A 17,368-nucleotide genomic window follows, 5' to 3' on the forward strand; every position below is an offset into this window, starting at 1 on the left:
GAGCGTCCCCCGAAGGCCTCCCACCCCCGCACACCCGCGCTCATCCCCCGCCCGGCCGCCCGGCCGAGCGCCCTCGGCCACCACCCGGTCGCCACATGGTGGTGCATCCGCCCCCCGCCCGTCACCTGCCGTGTCACCCCGCGGGGCGACACGGCCGCTCGTCCGCGTGGTGGACGCCCCTGACCAGCGGACGGGACTCCCGGCTACCCTGGCCACGTGCGCCCTCCTCGGCAGGCTCCCCATGAGCCCCCGCCGCAAGGGGCGCAAAGCCGACAGCCGTCGCACTCGAGGGAGCCCTTCATGGCCTCTGTGCCGCCGACCCCTTCCGCCGACAGCCGGGCCCGTGCGTCCGCGCTCCGACAGGCCCTCGCCACCCGTGTGGTGGTCGCCGACGGAGCCATGGGCACCATGCTCCAGGCCCAGGACCCGACCCTGGAGGACTTCCAGCAGCTGGAAGGCTGCAACGAGGTCCTCAACGCCACCCGCCCCGACATCGTGCGCTCCGTCCACGCGGCGTACTTCGAGGCCGGTGTCGACTGCGTCGAGACCAACACCTTCGGCGCCAACCTCAGCGCCCTCGGCGAGTACGACATCGCCGACCGCATCACGGAGCTGTCCGAAGCCGGTGCCCGCGTCGCCCGCGAGTCCGCCGACGACTTCACCCGGCGCACCGGGCAGCAGCGCTGGGTGCTCGGCTCGATGGGCCCCGGCACCAAGCTCCCCACGCTCGGCCACACCACGTTCACCGCCATCCGCGACGCCTACCAGCAGAACGCGGAGGGCCTGCTCGCCGGCGGCGCCGACGCCCTGCTCGTGGAGACCACCCAGGACCTCCTCCAGACCAAGGCCTCCGTCATCGCCGCCCGCCGCGCCATGGACACGGCCGGCTACGACGTACCGCTGATCGTCTCCGTCACCGTCGAGACCACCGGCACCATGCTGCTGGGCTCCGAGATCGGCGCCGCCCTGACGGCCCTGGAGCCGCTCGGCATCGACATGATCGGCCTGAACTGCGCCACCGGCCCCGCCGAGATGAGCGAGCACCTGCGCTACCTCGCCCGGCACTCCCGCATCGCGCTGTCCTGCATGCCCAACGCCGGCCTGCCGGTGCTCACCGCGGACGGCGCCCACTACCCGCTGACCGCGCCGGAGCTGGCGGACGCCCAGCAGAACTTCGTCCGCGACTACGGCCTGAGCCTGGTCGGCGGCTGCTGCGGCACCACCCCCGAGCACCTGCGCCAGGTCGTCGAACGCGTCCGCGGCCTCGCCCCCGTCGAACGCAGCCCGCGCCCCGAGCCCGGCGCCGCCTCCCTGTACCAGACCGTCCCGTTCCGCCAGGACACCTCGTACCTGGCGATCGGCGAGCGCACCAACGCCAACGGCTCCAAGAAGTTCCGCGAGGCCATGCTGGAGGGCCGCTGGGACGACTGCGTGGAGATGGCCCGCGAGCAGATCCGCGAGGGCGCCCACCTCCTCGACCTGTGCGTGGACTACGTCGGCCGCGACGGCGTCGCCGACATGGAGGAACTCGCCGGCCGCTTCGCCACCGCCTCCACCCTGCCCATCGTGCTGGACTCCACCGAGGTCGACGTCATCCGGGCCGGCCTGCAGAAGCTCGGCGGCCGTGCCGTGATCAACTCGGTGAACTACGAGGACGGCGACGGCCCCCGGTCCCGGTTCGCCCAGGTCACCCGCCTGGCGCGGGAACACGGCGCCGCGCTGATCGCCCTCACCATCGACGAGGAGGGCCAGGCCCGCACCGCCGAGAAGAAGGTCGAGATCGCCGAACGGCTCATCGCCGACCTCACCGGCACCTGGGGCATCCACGAAGAGGACATCCTCATCGACTGCCTCACCTTCACCATCTGCACCGGCCAGGAGGAGTCCCGGCGCGACGGCATCGCCACCATCGACGCGATCCGCGAGCTCAAGCGCCGCCACCCCGCCGTGCAGACCACCCTCGGCCTGTCCAACATCTCCTTCGGCCTCAACCCGGCCGCCCGCATCCTGCTCAACTCCGTCTTCCTCGACGAGTGCGTCAAGGCCGGCCTGGACTCCGCGATCGTCCACGCCAGCAAGATCCTGCCGATCGCCCGCTTCGACGAGGAGCAGGTCACCACCGCCCTCGACCTCATCCACGACCGGCGCGCCGAGGGCTACGACCCGCTGCAGAAGCTGATGGCCCTGTTCGAGGGCGCCACCGCGAAGTCCCTGAAGGCCGGCAAGGCCGAGGAACTCGCGGCCCTCCCGCTCGGCGAACGCCTCAAGCGCCGCATCATCGACGGCGAGAAGAACGGCCTCGAAGCCGACCTGGACGCCGCCCTCCAGGACCGTCCCGCCCTCGACATCGTCAACGAGACCCTGCTGGACGGCATGAAGGTCGTCGGCGAACTGTTCGGCTCCGGCCAGATGCAGCTCCCCTTCGTGCTGCAGTCCGCGGAGGTCATGAAGACCGCCGTCGCCCACCTCGAACCCCACATGGAGAAGACCGACGAGGCCGGCAAGGGCACCATCGTCCTCGCCACCGTCCGCGGCGACGTCCACGACATCGGCAAGAACCTCGTCGACATCATCCTGTCCAACAACGGCTACAACGTCGTCAACCTCGGGATCAAACAGCCCGTCTCCGCGATCCTGGACGCCGCCGAGGAACACCGCGCCGACGTGATCGGCATGAGCGGCCTCCTGGTCAAGTCCACCGTGATCATGAAGGAGAACCTGGAGGAGCTCAACTCCCGCGGCCTCGCCGCCGACTACCCCGTCATCCTCGGCGGCGCCGCCCTCACCCGCGCCTACGTCGAACAGGACCTGCACGAGATCTACGAGGGCGAGGTCCGCTACGCCCGCGACGCCTTCGAGGGCCTGCGCCTGATGGACGCCCTCATCGGCGTCAAGCGCGGCGTGCCCGGCGCCGCACTCCCCGAGCTCCGGCAGCGCCGGGTGCGCGCGGCCGCCGTCGAGATCCCCGAACACCCCGAGGAGGGGCACGTACGCTCCGACGTCGCCACCGACAACCCCGTCCCCACCCCGCCGTTCTTCGGCACCCGCGTCGTCAGGGGCATCCAGCTCAAGGAGTACGCCGGCTGGCTCGACGAGGGCGCCCTGTTCAAGGGGCAGTGGGGGCTGAAGCAGGCCCGCACCGGCGACGGCCCGACGTACGAGGAACTCGTCGAGACCGAGGGCCGGCCCCGGCTGCGCGGCCTGCTGGACCGGCTGCAGACCGACGGCCTGCTGGAGGCGGCCGTCGTGCACGGCTACTTCCCGTGCGTGTCCAAGGACGACGACCTGATCATCCTGGACGAGCAGGGCAACGAGCGCACCCGCTTCACCTTCCCCCGCCAGCGCCGTGGCCGCCGCCTGTGCCTCGCCGACTTCTTCCGCCCGGAGGAGTCCGGGGAGACGGACGTGGTGGGCCTGCAGGTGGTCACGGTCGGCTCCCGCATCGGCGCCGAGACCGCCCGCCTCTTCGCCTCCGACGCCTACCGCGACTACCTCGAACTGCACGGCCTGTCCGTCCAGCTGGCCGAGGCCCTCGCCGAGTACTGGCACGCCCGGGTGCGCGCCGAACTCGGCTTCGGGGGAGAGGACCCCGCCGAGATCGAAGACATGTTCGCCCTGAAGTACCGCGGCGCCCGCTTCTCGCTCGGCTACGGCGCCTGCCCGGACCTGGAGGACCGCGCCAAGATCGCCGACCTGCTGCGGCCCGAGCGGATCGGCGTCACGCTGTCCGAGGAGTTCCAGCTGCACCCCGAGCAGTCCACCGACGCCATCGTCATCCACCATCCCGAGGCGAAGTACTTCAACGCCCGCTGACCGGACCCGCCCGCCCCGGCCCGCCCCGCGTTCCTCTGCCGGACCCGCCCCGGCGGGCCCGGGAACGGCAGGTCCGGGAACGGCGGGACCGGGCGCCGGTCCCGACCGGATGCCGTCCCGCTCCCGCGGGACCACCGGTCGAGCCGTGCCGCAGCGTCCCCGCGCGCAGACCCCGTGTCCCCCCGTGTCCCCCCGTGCACGCCGTTCAAACGAGGCGTCTGCGCGACGCCCGACGTACACTGGTCGGTCCAATGCAGGCCGGTTCCCGCACGGGGACCGGCCTGCGTGTCCCCGAAGGAGGTACGCCGGATGACCACCACGGTCCCCGCACCGGGCACCCGCACGGCCGAAGGCCCGACTCTGCAGGCCGTGCTCCTCGACATGGACGGCACCCTGGTGGACACCGAGGGGTTCTGGTGGGACGTCGAGGTCGAGGTGTTCGCCGCGCTCGGCCACACCCTGGACGACTCCTGGCGCCACGTCGTGGTCGGCGGGCCGATGACCCGCAGCGCGGGGTTCCTGATCGAGGCGACCGGTGCGGACATCGCCCTCGCCGAGCTGAGCGTCCTGCTCAACGAGGGCTTCGAGAGCCGCATCTCCGGCGCGCTGCCCCTGATGCCCGGCGCCGCCCGGCTGCTGGCCGAGCTCGCCGCGCACGAGATCCCCACCGCCCTGGTCTCCGCCTCGCACCGGCGCATCATCGACCGCGTGCTCACCTCACTCGGCCACCAGCACTTCCGGCTGAGCGTGGCGGGCGACGAGGTCCGCAACACCAAGCCGCACCCCGACCCCTACCTCGCCGCGGCCGCCGGACTCGGCGTGGACCCGGCCAGATGCGCCGTCGTCGAGGACACCGCGACCGGCGTCGCCGCCGCCGAGGCGGCCGGCTGTCACGTCGTGGCCGTGCCGTCCGTGGCGCCCATCGTGCCCGCCCTGCGGCGCACCGTCGTCGGCTCCCTGGAAGAGGTCGACCTCGCCTTCCTGCGCGGCCTGGTCACCGCGGCCTGACGCCGCACGGCGGGGCGGACCGCGCACGCACCGGCAGCACCCCGCGGACCCGCCCACCGGCACCTCACCCGGCCTCCGCTCTCCCCGCTGCCCAGCCCCGTGTGCCCCGCGCCCCGGCGGGCCCGCGCCCCGGCGGGCCCGCCCGCTCCGCCCCGCGAGCCGTGCACCAAAGCCCGGGGCGCCAGGCCGTCCGACGCGCCCGGCGCCCCTCTCGCACCCCCTCGCGGCGCGGGCGCCCCCTCGGCGCGCCGGGCCGGAGGCGCGTACACCGACCGGTCCCTCCGGCCGGATGGCCGGATTCCGTTCGGTGCGAACGCCGCCCCGATGTGAGGTTCACCACCTCGCAACCCCTCGACAGGGGGGTCCCCCCGTGCCTTCCGCCCCCTTTTCCGTACCGCACCCCCACCCTTGTGTCCGGATTGGGGGGACGCTGTACGAAACCTTCCACTGTCGCAACATCGGTGCGTCCACGCCCGGTTTCGCAGCGTGATGAGCGCCCAACTCCGGTGAGCGCGAAGCCTGGAGCGGGCGCACATTAACCTCGTCGCGAGAACAACACCCCCCTCACCGTGAGCCCGCGGCGCCACCCCTGCCGAGGCGACCCACGGACCTACCGCAGTGGAGTAACACCAGCATGAACCGCAAGATTTTGGTGCTGCCGGCCGTGATCGGCCTGCTCGCGCCGGTCCTCGCCGCCTGCGGAGGGTCCGACGGCGAGGGCGACGGCGGCGGCATCGCCGTCGGCACCACCGACCGGTTCATCGCCACCGACGACGCCCCCGCCCCCCTCGACCCGGCGTACGCCTACGACGTCGGCAGCTGGAACGTGCTGCGCCAGACCGTGCAGACGCTGATGATCCAGCCCCGCGGCGACGGCGAGCCCGTCCCCGAGGCGGCGGAGAGCTGCACCTTCACCGACACCGGCAACGAGCGCTACCTCTGCCGGCTGCGCGAGGGCCTGAAGTTCGCCGACGGCTCCCCGGTGACCGCGAAGGCCGTCAAGTACTCCATCGACCGCGCGCTCGCCCTCAAGGCCGACTCCGGCGTCTTCGCCCTGCTGTCGGAGATCGACACCGTCGAGGCCCGGGGCGACCGCGATGTGATCTTCCACCTCCGGACCGCCGACGCCACCTTCCCGTACAAGCTGTCCACCCCGGTCGCGGGGATCGTCAACCCCGCCGACTACGACAAGGGCAAGCTCCGCGGCGGCTTCGAGGTGAGCGGCTCCGGCCCCTACACCCTCAAGCCCGAAGTGCGCGACGGCGAGATGGTCTCGGCCGTGTTCACCAGGAACACCCACTACAAGGGCACCCTGACGGTCAACAACGACAAGGTCGAGTTCCGTTCCTTCGAGGACGCCTCCGACATGGACAGCGCCCTGGAGAAGGGTGACATCGACGTCATGACCCGCACCATGTCGCCGGAGCAGATCCAGAAACTCACCGTCGACCCGGCCGAGAACGTCGAACTGCGCGACCTGCCCGGCCTGGAGATCCGCTACCTCGCCTTCAACACCGACGCCCCCGGCGTCGAGACCAAGGCCGTCCGGCAGGCCGTGGCCCAGGTCGTCAACCGCAGCGAACTCGTCTCCCAGGTGTACGGCTCCCAGGCCGAGCCCCTCTACTCGCTCGTGCCGGCCACCATCACCGGCCACTCCAACGCGTTCTTCAACCGCTACGGCGACCCCAGCGTCAGCAAGGCCGAGGCGCTGCTCGCCGAAGCGGACGTCAGCACCCCCGTGAAGCTGACCCTGCACTACACCACCGACCACTACGGGGCCGCCACCAAGAAGGAGTTCGAGGTGCTGCGCAAGCAGCTCAACGACAGCGGCCTGTTCGACGTCACCATCGAGGGCGCCCCCTGGGACGCGTTCGTGCCCGCCCAGCGCAAGGGCTCCTACGACGTCTACGGCATGGGCTGGTTCCCCGACTTCCCCGACGCCGACAACTACCTCGCGCCGTTCCTCGACGCGGACAACTTCCTCAACTCCCCCTACTCCAACAGCACGATCCGCAACACCCTCATCCCCGCTTCCCGCCGGGAGGCCGACCGGGGCTCCGCCGCGACCAGCCTGACCCGGATCCAGGACATCGTCGCCGAGGACGTCCCCGTGCTGCCGCTGTGGCAGGGCAAGCAGTACATCGCCACCCGCGACCAGGTCACCGGCACCGCATACGTCCTCAACTCCTCCTCCACCCTCCAGCTGTGGGAGCTCAGCCGCGGTGTGAGCGGCTGACGCACCCGCGTTCTCCGAGGCCGTGACGGCGGCCCGGAGAGTCCGGGCCACCATCCGGGTCCGGAACTTCCGAGAACGACGACAAGGCACAAGCACGTGAACATGCGCAACCAGTGGCCGGTCCTGCCGCTCGTGGCCGGGCTGGCGTCCGGCCTGCTGACCGGGTGCGGCTCCGACTCCGGCGGCTCCGGCGGGTCGGGCCCCACCGTGGTCATGGGGATGTCCGACGACGTCCTCGCCACCGACCCGGCATCCGGCTACGACCCCGGCTCGTGGCTGCTGTTCAACAACGTCTTCCAGTCCCTGCTGAGCTTCCCCAAGGGCGGCACGGTGCCCGAGCCGGAGCTCGCCAAGAGCTGCGACTTCACCGACGCGCGGACCACCGTCTACGAGTGCACCCTCAAGGACGGCCTGAAATTCAGCAACGGCGACGCCCTCACCTCCGAGGACGTCAAGTTCTCCTTCGACCGCATGCTGAAGATCAACGACGACGCCGGTCCCGCGATCATGTTCCCGGGACTGGAGAAGATCGAGACCCCCGACGACAAGACCGTCGTCTTCCACCTCGGAGTCCCCGACGCCACCTTCCCCAGCAAGATCGCCTCCGGTGCCGGCTCCATCGTCAACCACCGCGACTACCAGGCCGGCGAGCTCCGCAAGGACGGCAAGGCCAGCGGCTCCGGCCCCTACAAGCTGGACTCCTTCGACGACGACGAAGCCGTCTTCTCCGTCAACGGCAACTACCGGGGCACCGCCGACGTCCAGAACTCCGGCGTCACCCTCAAGTTCTTCCACGGCGACCAGAAGGCCCTGAAGAACGCCCTGCAGCAGGGCGACGTGGACATCGCCTACCGAGGCCTGAGCGCCGGCGACATCGCCGACATCGAGGCCTCCTCCGACGGCACCGGCATCGAGGTCGTCGAGGGCAGCAGCGCCGAGGTCCAGCACCTGGTGTTCAACGTGGACGACCCCGTGGCCGGACAGCTCGCCGTCCGCAAGGCCGTCGCCCTCCTCCTCGACCGCGACGCCCTCATCAAGGACGTCTACGAGGGCACCGCCACCCCGCTCTACTCGATCATCCCGGCCGGCATCGACGGCCACAACACCGCCTTCTTCGACACCTACGGTGCCCGCCCCTCCCGCGCCCAGGCCCGGTCCGCCCTGCAGGACGCCGGCATCACCGACAAGGTCGAGCTGACCCTCTGGTCCACCCCGTCGCGCTACGGCCCCGCCACGGACCAGGAGCTCAAGGCCATCGCCGAACAGCTCAACGACAGCGGCCTGTTCGCCGCCGACGTCAAGTCCGTCCCCTTCGACCAGTACGAGAAGGACATCGCGGCCGGCAAGTACGGCGTCTACGTCAAGGGCTGGGTCCCCGACTACCCCGACGCCGACAACTTCACCTCGCCCTTCTTCGGCAAGGACAACGTCCTCGGCAACAACTACGCCAACAGGACCATCACCAGCACGCTCATCCCGCGCACCGCGGGCGAGAGCAACCGCGCCGCCACCGACAACGACTTCGGCCAGCTCCAGCAGATCGTCGCCGACGAGATCCCCCTGCTGCCCATCTGGCAGGCCAAGCAGTACGCGGTCGTCGCCGACGGCGTCTACGGCCTGGAGTACTGCCTCGACGCCTCCACCGTGTTCCGCTTCTGGGAGCTCGACAAGAGCAAGGACTGACCGCCGCCGGCCGGCCCGCCCCACGTCCGGCGGCCGGCCGCGCGCCGGGACCCCGGCAGCCCGAAGGGCGCCCTCCGCCAGGGAGGGCGCCCTTCGCCGCATCGCACCGGGCCGACCCGGCCGCACCCGCGGCGCCGGCCGCGCGGCGGCCCCGCACCCCGGCCGCCCCACCGGGCCCCGCCCCACCGGGCCCCGCCCCACCGGGCCCCGGCGCATCGCTGCACCCGCCTGCCCGCGTGCAGCAGTGACCCGGCGTCAGCGCCCCCTCCGCACCGCCGCCCGGATCACTGCTGCGCGCCGGGGCGCACCAGACCGCTCTCGTACGCGTACACCGCGGCCTGCACCCGGTCGCGCAGCCCCAGCTTCGTCAGCACATGCCCCACATGCGTCTTCACCGTCGTCTCGCTCACGAACAGGTCCGCGGCGATCTCCGCGTTCGACAGCCCGCGCGCCACCAGCTTCAGCACCTCCACCTCACGCTCGGTCAGCGTGTGCAGCGTGTCCGGCACGGGCTCGTCCCCCGACGGCAGATGCGTGGCGTACTTGTCCAGCAGCCGGCGCGTGATGCTGGGCGCCAGCATCGCCTCACCCGCCGCCACCACCCGGATCGCCTGCACCAGCTCGTTCGCCGGGGCGTCCTTCAGCAGGAACCCGCTGGCCCCCGCGCGCAGCGCCTCCACCACGTACTCGTCGAGATCGAACGTCGTCAGCACCAGCACCTTCGCCGGGCCGTCCCGCCCGGGCCCGGTGATCTGCCGGGTCGCCTCCACCCCGTCCATCCGCGGCATACGGATGTCCATCAGCACCACGTCGGGCTGCAGCGCCCGCACCTGATCGAGGGCCTGGAGGCCGTCCCCGGCCTCGCCGACGACCGCGATGTCCTGCTCCGCCTCCAGAATCATCCGGAAGCCCGTGCGCAGCAGGGGCTGGTCGTCGACCAGTAGGACACGGATGGCCACGTAAGTCTCCTTCGCTAGTCCGGCCCCATTCTGCCCTGCTGGACCACGGCCGCACCGGCCGCCCTCACCGGCAGCGGATACGGCGGGGGAGCACCCCCGAACTCCGGACAGAGCGCCTGGTGGTCGCACCAGCCGCACAACTTCGTCCGCCGCGGCCGCCAGTCCCCCGTCTCCGTCGCCAGCCGGATCGCCTCCCACAGCGCCAGCAGCTTGCGCTCCACCCGCTCCAGATCGTCAGGCACCGGGTCGTACGTCAGCACGTCCCCGCTGCCCAGGTAGACCAGCTGCAGACGGCGCGGCAGCACCCTCTTCAGCCGCCACACCACCAGCGCGTAGAACTTCATCTGGAACAGCGCACCCTCGGCGTACTCCGGCCGCGGCGCCTTGCCCGTCTTGTAGTCGACGATCCGCACCTCACCCGTCGCCGCCACGTCCACCCGGTCGATGATCCCGCGCAGCCGCAGCCCCGACTCCAGCTCCGCCTCCACGAACAGCTCCCGCTCGGCCGGCTCCAGCCGCGTCGGGTCCTCCAGCGAGAACCACCGCTCGACCAGTCGCTCCGCCTCACCCAGCCAGCGCGCCAGCCGCTCGCCCTGCGGATCGTCCGCGAACAGCTCCACCACCTCCGGCCGCGACTCCCGCAGCCGGTCCCACTGCCCCGGGACCAGCGACCGTGCGCGCGGCGCGGTCCGCTCGGCGGCCGGGGCGTCGAAGAGCCGCTCCAGCACCGCATGGACCAGCGTCCCCCTGGTCGCCGCCTCACTCGGCTTCTCCGGCAGGCGGTCGATCACCCGGAACCGGTACAGCAGCGGACACTGCATGAAGTCACTCGCCCGAGACGGCGACAACGACGCGGGCGCAGCGGCCCCCGCCACCGGCCCGGAGCCCTCCGCGCACCCCTCGCCGTCCGCCGGCCCCGCGGCACCCGCCGCCCTCTCGCTGCTGCTCTCCATGCCGTAGACCTTACGGCCCGCCACCGACAGTCACCTACGCGTCGGCACTCACCGGCATCCCTGCGGCACTCACCGTCACGCACCGCACTCCCGCACGTACCGGGATCCCCTCCGGCCCCCGTCGCCGCTCCCCGGCCTTCCCCGGCCTTCACGCGATCCGGGGAACTCCCGCCGGACCTGTGGCGCCACCCGGCGCTCACGGGACCGGAAGGCCCCCGGCTCGCCTCCGCGGCGTCCACCGGCCGCCGCGGCCGGTCCCGCGGCGGCGCCGCGACCGCCCGCGGACGCCGGGCCACAGGCCCGGAACCGCCGGATGCCGCACGGCGCGGACGCGGACCGTGTACACCGGCCGGGGCTGGTGACCCGTAGAACGACCGGCGCTGCCCGGCACCCACGCCGCAGCGGCGGCGGGGCCCGGTGCGACCGGCGCCGAAGCGCCCGTCACGACCGGTGCGCGGACGGCCGCACGCTCCCGCCCCGGCCGGGCGGCGGTGCGGAGCGGCCCCCGGGCACCCGCCGAGACGGGTGCGACCGGGGGTGCCGGAGCGGAACGTGCCGGGCAAGCCGCATACCATCGACCCCAGACCCTTCCGCCCGGCAGGCGCGGAAGACGCATCGAACGAGGGGACACCGTGGACGAGAGCGGCGGGAGCGGCCGGCCGCGGCCGGACGACACCGAACCGGCCGAGCGGCGGCCGGCCGACCCGGCCCCGCACCCCGGCCCCGCGGACTCCGCCGGCCACACCGCGCCGGAGCCCGCACCGAGCCCTGCCCCGCTGCCCACCGGCCCCACCGTGCGGGAGCCCGTCCCCGAGCGGCCCGACGGCCCGCGGCACGCCGCCGGACACCGGCCCCCGCCCCGCCCGGCAGTCCGTGCGGAGGCCGGACCGGAACCGGGGGAGGAGCCGGCTCCCGCGCCGGAACCCGCTCCCGCGCCGGAACCGGGGCCCGGACCGGACCCGGTGCCCGGACCGGCCGCGACCACCCCGGAAGCGGCGAAGCCCACGCCCGCCGAGCCCGCCCCTCCCGCGCCCGCTCCCCCCGCGCCCGACCGCACCGCCCCCGGCCACCGCACCCTCGCCCACACCGAACGCGGAACCGGCCCGGCACCCGGCGACCACCCCCGCACCCCGCCGGGCCACGGCAAGGGCCGCCCCGGCCGCGGCAAGGGCCGGCCCACGCGGCAGCGCGAGCCCGGCGGCGGCATCCTCATGGGACGCCCCTTCGGCGTCCCCGTCTACGTCGCCCCCAGCTGGTTCCTCGTCGCCGCCCTCATCACCTGGGTCTTCGGCGGTCAGCTCGACCGCGTCCTGCCCGAACTCGGCGGTGCCCGCTACCTCGTCTCCCTCTTCTTCGCCGTCGCCTTCTACGCCTCCGTCCTCGTCCACGAACTCGCCCACACCGTCGCCGCCCTCCGCTTCCGGCTCCCCGTACGCCGCATCCAGCTCCAGTTCTTCGGCGGCGTCTCCGAGATCGAGAAGGAAGCCGAGACCCCCGGCCGCGAATTCGTCCTCGCCTTCGTCGGCCCCCTGCTCTCCCTCGTCCTCGCCGGCGTCTTCTACGGCGCCCTCCAGACCGTCGAACCCGGCACCGTCCCCGGTGTCCTCCTCGCCGGCCTGATGATCTCCAACCTCATCGTCGCCGCCTTCAACCTCCTGCCCGGACTGCCCCTCGACGGCGGCCGCATGCTCCGCGCCGTCGTCTGGAAGATCACCGGCAGGCCCATGAGCGGCACCGTCGCCGCCGCCTGGGTCGGCCGCGCCCTCGCCGTCTCCGTCCTGATCGGCCTGCCCCTGCTCACCCAGTCCGGCGCCCTCGGCAGCAACGCCGTCGACAACGTCGGCATGGACACCGTGATGGACGCGCTGCTCGCCGCCATCCTCGCCGCGATCATCTGGACCGGTGCCGGCAACAGCCTCCGCGTCGCCCGCCTGCGCGAACACCTCCCCGAGCTCCGCGCCCGCGCCCTCACCCGCCGCGCCGTCCCCGTCGAGAGCCACACCCCCCTGTCCGAAGCGCTGCGCCGCGCCAACGCCGCCGGAGCCCGCGCGCTCGTCGTCGTCGACCCCGACGGAACCCCCCGCTCCCTCGTCCGCGAAGCCGCCATCGTCGGCGTACCCGAGCACCGCCGCCCCTGGGTCGCCGTCAGCGGCCTCGCCCAGGACCTCACCGACGGCATGCGCGTCTCCGCCGAACTCGCCGGAGAGGACCTCCTCGACGTCCTCCGCGCCACCCCCGCCACCGAGTACCTCGTCGTCGAGGACACCGGCGAGATCTACGGCGTCCTGTCCGCCGCCGACGTCGAGCGGGCCTTCGTCAAGGCCATGGCCCGCCCCTCCTGACCCCCGCCGCCGGCCGCCCGCCCTGGTCGGCGGCCCCCGCAAACCCCGGTACCCTGGTCACATGTCCGAACCGACCGGTGCCGCCCGCAGGCGCGGGCCCTTCAAGGTCGGGGACCAGGTACAGCTGACCGACCCCAAGGGCCGCCACTACACGTTCACGCTCGAAGCCGGGAAGAACTTCCACACCCACAAGGGAAGCTTCCCGCACGACGAACTGATCGGTGCTCCCGAGGGCAGCGTTGTCCGCACCACCGGAAACGTCGCCTACCTCGCGCTGCGCCCCCTGCTCCCCGACTACGTCCTGTCCATGCCCCGCGGGGCCGCCGTCGTCTACCCGAAGGACGCGGGCCAGATCCTCGCCTTCGCCGACATCTTCACCGGCGCCCGCGTCGTCGAGGCCGGCGTCGGCTCCGGCTCGCTCAGCAGCTTCCTGCTCCGCGCCATCGGCGACCAGGGCATGCTGCACTCCTACGAGCGCCGCGAGGACTTCGCCGACATCGCCCGGCAGAACGTCGAGCGCTACTTCGGCGGACCGCACCCCGCCTGGCAGCTCACCGTCGGCGACCTCCAGGACAACCTCAGCGACACCGACGTCGACCGTGTCATCCTCGACATGCTCGCTCCCTGGGAATGCCTGGACGCCGTCTCCAAGGCCCTCGTCCCCGGCGGCATCCTGTGCTGCTACGTCGCCACCACCACCCAGCTCGCCCGGACCGTCGAGTCCATCCGCGAGATCGGCTGCTTCAACGAGCCGACCGCCTGGGAGACGATGATCCGCAACTGGCACATCGAGGGCCTCGCCGTCCGCCCCGACCACCGCATGATCGGACACACCGGCTTCCTCCTCACCGCCCGCCGCCTGGCCGACGGCGTCGAGCCGCCCATGCGACGCCGACGCCCCGCCAAGGGCGCCTACGGCGAGGACTACACCGGCCCGAACGCCGACGGAGGCCAGGCCCGCTGACCCGGCCGGCCCGCCGCACACCCGTACAACGCCGCCGCGCCGTGGCGGAGTTCCCCCGACCGACCGGGAACTCCGCCACGGCGCGGCGGCGTTGCCCCGGCACAGCTGCGGACGACCCCGCAAGGCACCCGCGCAACCCCACGCCAACCCCACGCGGAACCCGCCCGGACGACGGCCCGGACGACGGCCCGGACATCGGGCCCGGACAACTCGCACCCCCGCCGTTCCCCCCGGCTGTGACGTGTGGCACCATGCTGGCCACCCCACCGGCACAGCCCTCACAGGAGACACTCCTCGTGCAGCACCCCGCCGTCCCGGAACTGGCACACACCCACGCCCGCCCCGTCCACTGGCTCGCCACCGCGACCGCCGTCGCCGGCGTCGTCGCCCTGTCCGCCGTCGTCCAGCCCGACGCGGCCACCGCGGCCCAGCCGGCCGGGCTCCGCCCCGGCGGCACATCCGCCGCCCCCGCCGCCGCACCCCCCGCCACCGACGGGGTCGACTTCCCGCTGGACTGCGGCCCGGTGGACCTCGTGATCGCCCGGAGAGCCACCGGCGACCTCGACGGCGACGGCCGCCCGGAGACCGTCGCCGTCGTGCACTGCGACGCCGGCATGAGCACGCCGCCCGACGCGGTGTACGTCCTCACCCGGGACGCGGACACCGCGCAGCCGCGGGTGGTCGCCACCCTCGTCGACGCCCGGGAACGCCGCAAGGTCACCGAGATCGCCGTCCGCGGCGGCGCCGTCCGCGCCGACCTGCTCGGCTACTCGTCGCCCGACGTGCCCACCTGCTGCCCCGACGTCACCGACACCGTGAAGTGGCGGTGGACGAACGGTGCGTTCGCCCGCTCCACGCCGTCCGGCGCGCGCAGCGTGTGACCGTCCGGCGGCACACCGTGCGGGAGTCCGGTGCGGCCCTCACGTCCGGCGAGGCGCCGTCACACCCTGCGAGGCGCCGTCACTCCGCGTCCGGCCCGTAGACCTCGGCACCGTCCGAGACGCGCCGTACGTGAATGCACTCGCCGGGACACTCCCTCGCCGAGTCCACCACGTCCGTGAGCAGCGGCAACGGCACCGGAGTCGTCGCCCCCGGCGTCTGCAGCAGCTCCTCGCCGGAGCCCCGCACATACGCCAGGCCGTCGATGTCCAGCTCGAACACCTCAGGCGCGTACTGCACGCAGATCCCGTCCCCCGTACACAGGTCCTGATCGATCCAGACCTCCAGCGCCTCGCCCGCGGCCACGGCGGCGTCCTGCTGCACGGTCATCTCTCCTGCCCGAATCCTTCGCCGGACCTTTCGGGAACCTTCCAGGCCCTGACGGGTGTTGAACACCTCGACCCTACCTCCGTCCGCTTCCCCACCGTGTTCGGTGGGTATCCCCCTGGCGTGAGGGAGAGCGCAAGGGTGAAGATCGGACACACCCCGACCGTCTTTGTGATCTAGGGGTTTCAATCGACACCCACCCAGGTAGGGTCTGGAAGCGTCCAGCTCCCCTTGGAGGAGGTGAGGACCGTGGCAGCCCACGACGACGACATGAACCGCGGCATCCGCCCGGGACGAGGGTCCGACGACCCGGCCGGGCAGATCGCCTACCTTGAGCAGGAGATCGCCGTCCTGCGACGCAAGCTCGCCGACTCTCCGCGACACACGAGGATTCTCGAAGAGCGGATCGTCGAGCTGCAGACCAACCTGGCCGGCGTGTCCGCCCAGAACGAGCGACTCGCCAACACCCTGCGCGAGGCCCGCGACCAGATCGTGGCCCTCAAGGAAGAGGTCGACCGGCTCGCCCAGCCGCCCGCCGGCTTCGGCGTCTTCCTGCAGGCCAACGAGGACGGCACCGCCGACATCTTCACCGGCGGCCGTAAGCTCCGGGTCAACGTCAGCCCGAGCGTCGAACTCGACGACCTCAGGCGCGGCCAGGAAGTCATGCTCAACGAAGCGCTCAACGTGGTCGAAGCCATGGAGTTCGAGCGCGCCGGGGACATCGTCACCCTCAAGGAGATCCTTGAGGACGGCGAGCGCGCCCTGGTGCTCGGGCACACCGACGAGGAACGGGTGGTACGGCTCGCCGAGCCGCTGCTGGACGTCACCATCCGCCCCGGCGACGCCCTGCTGCTCGAACCCCGCTCCGGCTACGTCTACGAGATCGTCCCCAAGAGCGAGGTCGAGGAACTCGTCCTCGAGGAAGTCCCCGACATCGGCTACGAGGCCATCGGCGGACTCGGCAACCAGATCGAAGCCATCCGCGACGCGGTCGAACTGCCCTACCTCTACCCCGACCTCTTCAAGGAGCACGAACTGCGGCCGCCCAAGGGCGTCCTGCTGTACGGGCCCCCCGGATGCGGAAAGACACTCATCGCCAAGGCCGTCGCCAACTCGCTGGCCAAGAAGGTCGCCGAGGTCACCGGCCAGGCCGCCGGCAAGAGCTTCTTCCTGAACATCAAGGGCCCCGAACTCCTCAACAAGTACGTCGGCGAGACCGAGCGGCAGATCCGCCTCGTCTTCCAGCGAGCCCGCGAGAAGGCCAGCGAGGGCACCCCCGTCATCGTCTTCTTCGACGAGATGGAGTCCCTCTTCCGCACCCGGGGCTCCGGCGTCAGCTCGGACGTGGAGAACACCATCGTCCCCCAGCTGCTCGCCGAGATCGACGGGGTCGAGGGGCTGGAGAACGTGGTCGTGATCGGCGCCTCCAACCGCGAGGACATGATCGACCCGGCCATCCTGCGCCCCGGCCGCCTCGACGTGAAGATCAAGATCGAGCGTCCGGACGCCGAAGCCGCCAAGGACATCTTCGGCAAGTACCTCACCGAGCGCCTCCCGCTCCACACCGAGGACCTCACCGAACACGGCGGCGACAAGAACGCCACCGTCCAGGGGATGATCCAGACGGCCGTGGAACACATGTACGCCGAATCCGAGGAGAACCGCTTCCTCGAGGTGACCTACGCCAACGGCGACAAGGAAGTCCTCTACTTCAAGGACTTCAACTCCGGCGCCATGATCGAGAACATCGTGGGCCGCGCCAAGAAGATGGCGATCAAGGAATTCCTCGAACACGACCAGAAGGGTCTCCGCGTCGCCCACCTCCTCCAGGCATGCGTGGACGAGTTCAAGGAGAACGAGGACCTCCCCAACACCACCAACCCCGACGACTGGGCCCGCATCTCCGGCAAGAAGGGCGAACGGATCGTCTACATCCGCACCCTCATCACCGGAAAGCAGGGCGCCGACACCGGACGCTCCATCGACACGGTGGCGAACACCGGGCAGTACCTGTAAAAGGCAGGGCGGCTGCGGGTGCCCTCCACCGGGTACCCGCAGCCGACTGTTTTCCGGGCACGGACGGACCAGCCAAAGACGCAAATGATCTCCACACCGGCGCGGAGCCGTTCTAGGCTCTTCATTAC

The 17,368-nt window shown here is 72.0% G+C and carries 12 protein-coding genes; 9 read left to right on the forward strand and 3 right to left on the reverse strand.

Going from position 1 to position 17,368, the window contains the following annotated elements; genetic code table 11:
- Positions 1-300 precede the first annotated feature (300 nt).
- The 4 genes from metH (at position 301) to AC5K6T_RS07840 (ending at position 8,740) form a co-directional block, all read left to right on the forward strand.
- Positions 301-3,813, forward strand: a complete 3,513-nt coding sequence (gene metH / locus AC5K6T_RS07825; RefSeq protein WP_493206834.1) for a methionine synthase — start codon at positions 301-303, stop codon at positions 3,811-3,813.
- A gap of 309 nt (positions 3,814-4,122) precedes the next feature.
- Positions 4,123-4,821, forward strand: coding sequence for an HAD family hydrolase (locus AC5K6T_RS07830; protein WP_493206836.1), 699 nt, complete (start codon positions 4,123-4,125; stop codon positions 4,819-4,821).
- A 634-nt stretch (positions 4,822-5,455) separates the two neighbouring features.
- Positions 5,456-7,057, forward strand: a complete 1,602-nt coding sequence (locus tag AC5K6T_RS07835) for an ABC transporter substrate-binding protein (RefSeq protein ID WP_493206838.1) — start codon at positions 5,456-5,458, stop codon at positions 7,055-7,057.
- A 96-nt stretch (positions 7,058-7,153) separates the two neighbouring features.
- Positions 7,154-8,740 carry an ABC transporter substrate-binding protein gene (locus AC5K6T_RS07840; RefSeq protein ID WP_493206840.1) on the forward strand — a complete coding sequence of 529 codons (1,587 nt, stop codon included), beginning with the start codon at positions 7,154-7,156 and terminating at the stop codon, positions 8,738-8,740.
- Between the two features lie 284 nt (positions 8,741-9,024).
- Here AC5K6T_RS07840 and AC5K6T_RS07845 read toward each other — a convergent pair whose 3' ends face one another.
- Positions 9,025-9,699, reverse strand: a complete 675-nt coding sequence (locus AC5K6T_RS07845; protein ID WP_356689794.1) for a response regulator — start codon at positions 9,697-9,699, stop codon at positions 9,025-9,027.
- Positions 9,700-9,713: 14 nt separating this feature from the next.
- Positions 9,714-10,520, reverse strand: coding sequence for a RecB family exonuclease (locus tag AC5K6T_RS07850; RefSeq protein ID WP_493206843.1), 807 nt, complete (start codon positions 10,518-10,520; stop codon positions 9,714-9,716).
- Here AC5K6T_RS07850 and AC5K6T_RS07855 point away from each other — a divergent pair.
- The 4 genes from AC5K6T_RS07855 to AC5K6T_RS07870 all read left to right on the forward strand — a co-directional run bounded on the left by AC5K6T_RS07855 (position 10,519) and on the right by AC5K6T_RS07870 (position 14,839).
- The gene (locus AC5K6T_RS07855; RefSeq protein ID WP_493206845.1) at positions 10,519-10,659 is read left to right on the forward strand and encodes a hypothetical protein; all 141 of its coding nucleotides are present in this window, start codon (positions 10,519-10,521) and stop codon (positions 10,657-10,659) included. The genes AC5K6T_RS07850 and AC5K6T_RS07855 overlap by 2 nt on opposite strands.
- Positions 10,660-11,284: 625 nt before the next feature.
- The gene (locus AC5K6T_RS07860) at positions 11,285-12,994 is read left to right on the forward strand and encodes a site-2 protease family protein (RefSeq protein ID WP_493206847.1); all 1,710 of its coding nucleotides are present in this window, start codon (positions 11,285-11,287) and stop codon (positions 12,992-12,994) included.
- A 61-nt stretch (positions 12,995-13,055) separates the two neighbouring features.
- Positions 13,056-13,958, forward strand: coding sequence for a tRNA (adenine-N1)-methyltransferase (locus AC5K6T_RS07865; protein WP_493206849.1), 903 nt, complete (start codon positions 13,056-13,058; stop codon positions 13,956-13,958).
- Between the two features lie 296 nt (positions 13,959-14,254).
- A complete protein-coding gene (locus AC5K6T_RS07870; RefSeq protein ID WP_493206851.1) occupies positions 14,255-14,839 on the forward strand; it encodes a hypothetical protein in 585 nt (194 codons plus the stop codon).
- Between the two features lie 79 nt (positions 14,840-14,918).
- Here AC5K6T_RS07870 and AC5K6T_RS07875 read toward each other — a convergent pair whose 3' ends face one another.
- A complete protein-coding gene (locus AC5K6T_RS07875; RefSeq protein ID WP_493206853.1) occupies positions 14,919-15,227 on the reverse strand; it encodes a ferredoxin in 309 nt (102 codons plus the stop codon).
- 246 nt (positions 15,228-15,473) lie between these two features.
- Here AC5K6T_RS07875 and arc point away from each other — a divergent pair, with 246 nt between their 5' ends.
- On the forward strand, positions 15,474-17,240 hold the full coding sequence (gene arc / locus AC5K6T_RS07880) for a proteasome ATPase (protein WP_493206855.1): 1,767 nt from the start codon (positions 15,474-15,476) through the stop codon (positions 17,238-17,240).
- Positions 17,241-17,368 lie beyond the last annotated feature (128 nt).

The organism is Streptomyces sp. B8-7, assembly GCF_058833805.1.

What these genes read in the sequence shown, in the direction of transcription:
- AC5K6T_RS07865 (WP_493206849.1), top strand. Translation starts at nt 13,056, where the DNA reads ATGTCCGAACCGACCGGTGCCGCCCGCAGGCGCGGGCCCTTCAAGGTC.
- metH (WP_493206834.1), top strand. Translation starts at nt 301, where the DNA reads ATGGCCTCTGTGCCGCCGACCCCTTCCGCCGACAGCCGGGCCCGTGCG.
- AC5K6T_RS07830 (WP_493206836.1), top strand. Translation starts at nt 4,123, where the DNA reads ATGACCACCACGGTCCCCGCACCGGGCACCCGCACGGCCGAAGGCCCG.
- AC5K6T_RS07850 (WP_493206843.1), bottom strand. Translation starts at nt 10,520, where the DNA reads ATGCAGTGTCCGCTGCTGTACCGGTTCCGGGTGATCGACCGCCTGCCG.
- AC5K6T_RS07835 (WP_493206838.1), top strand. Translation starts at nt 5,456, where the DNA reads ATGAACCGCAAGATTTTGGTGCTGCCGGCCGTGATCGGCCTGCTCGCG.
- AC5K6T_RS07855 (WP_493206845.1), top strand. Translation starts at nt 10,519, where the DNA reads ATGAAGTCACTCGCCCGAGACGGCGACAACGACGCGGGCGCAGCGGCC.
- AC5K6T_RS07875 (WP_493206853.1), bottom strand. Translation starts at nt 15,227, where the DNA reads ATGACCGTGCAGCAGGACGCCGCCGTGGCCGCGGGCGAGGCGCTGGAG.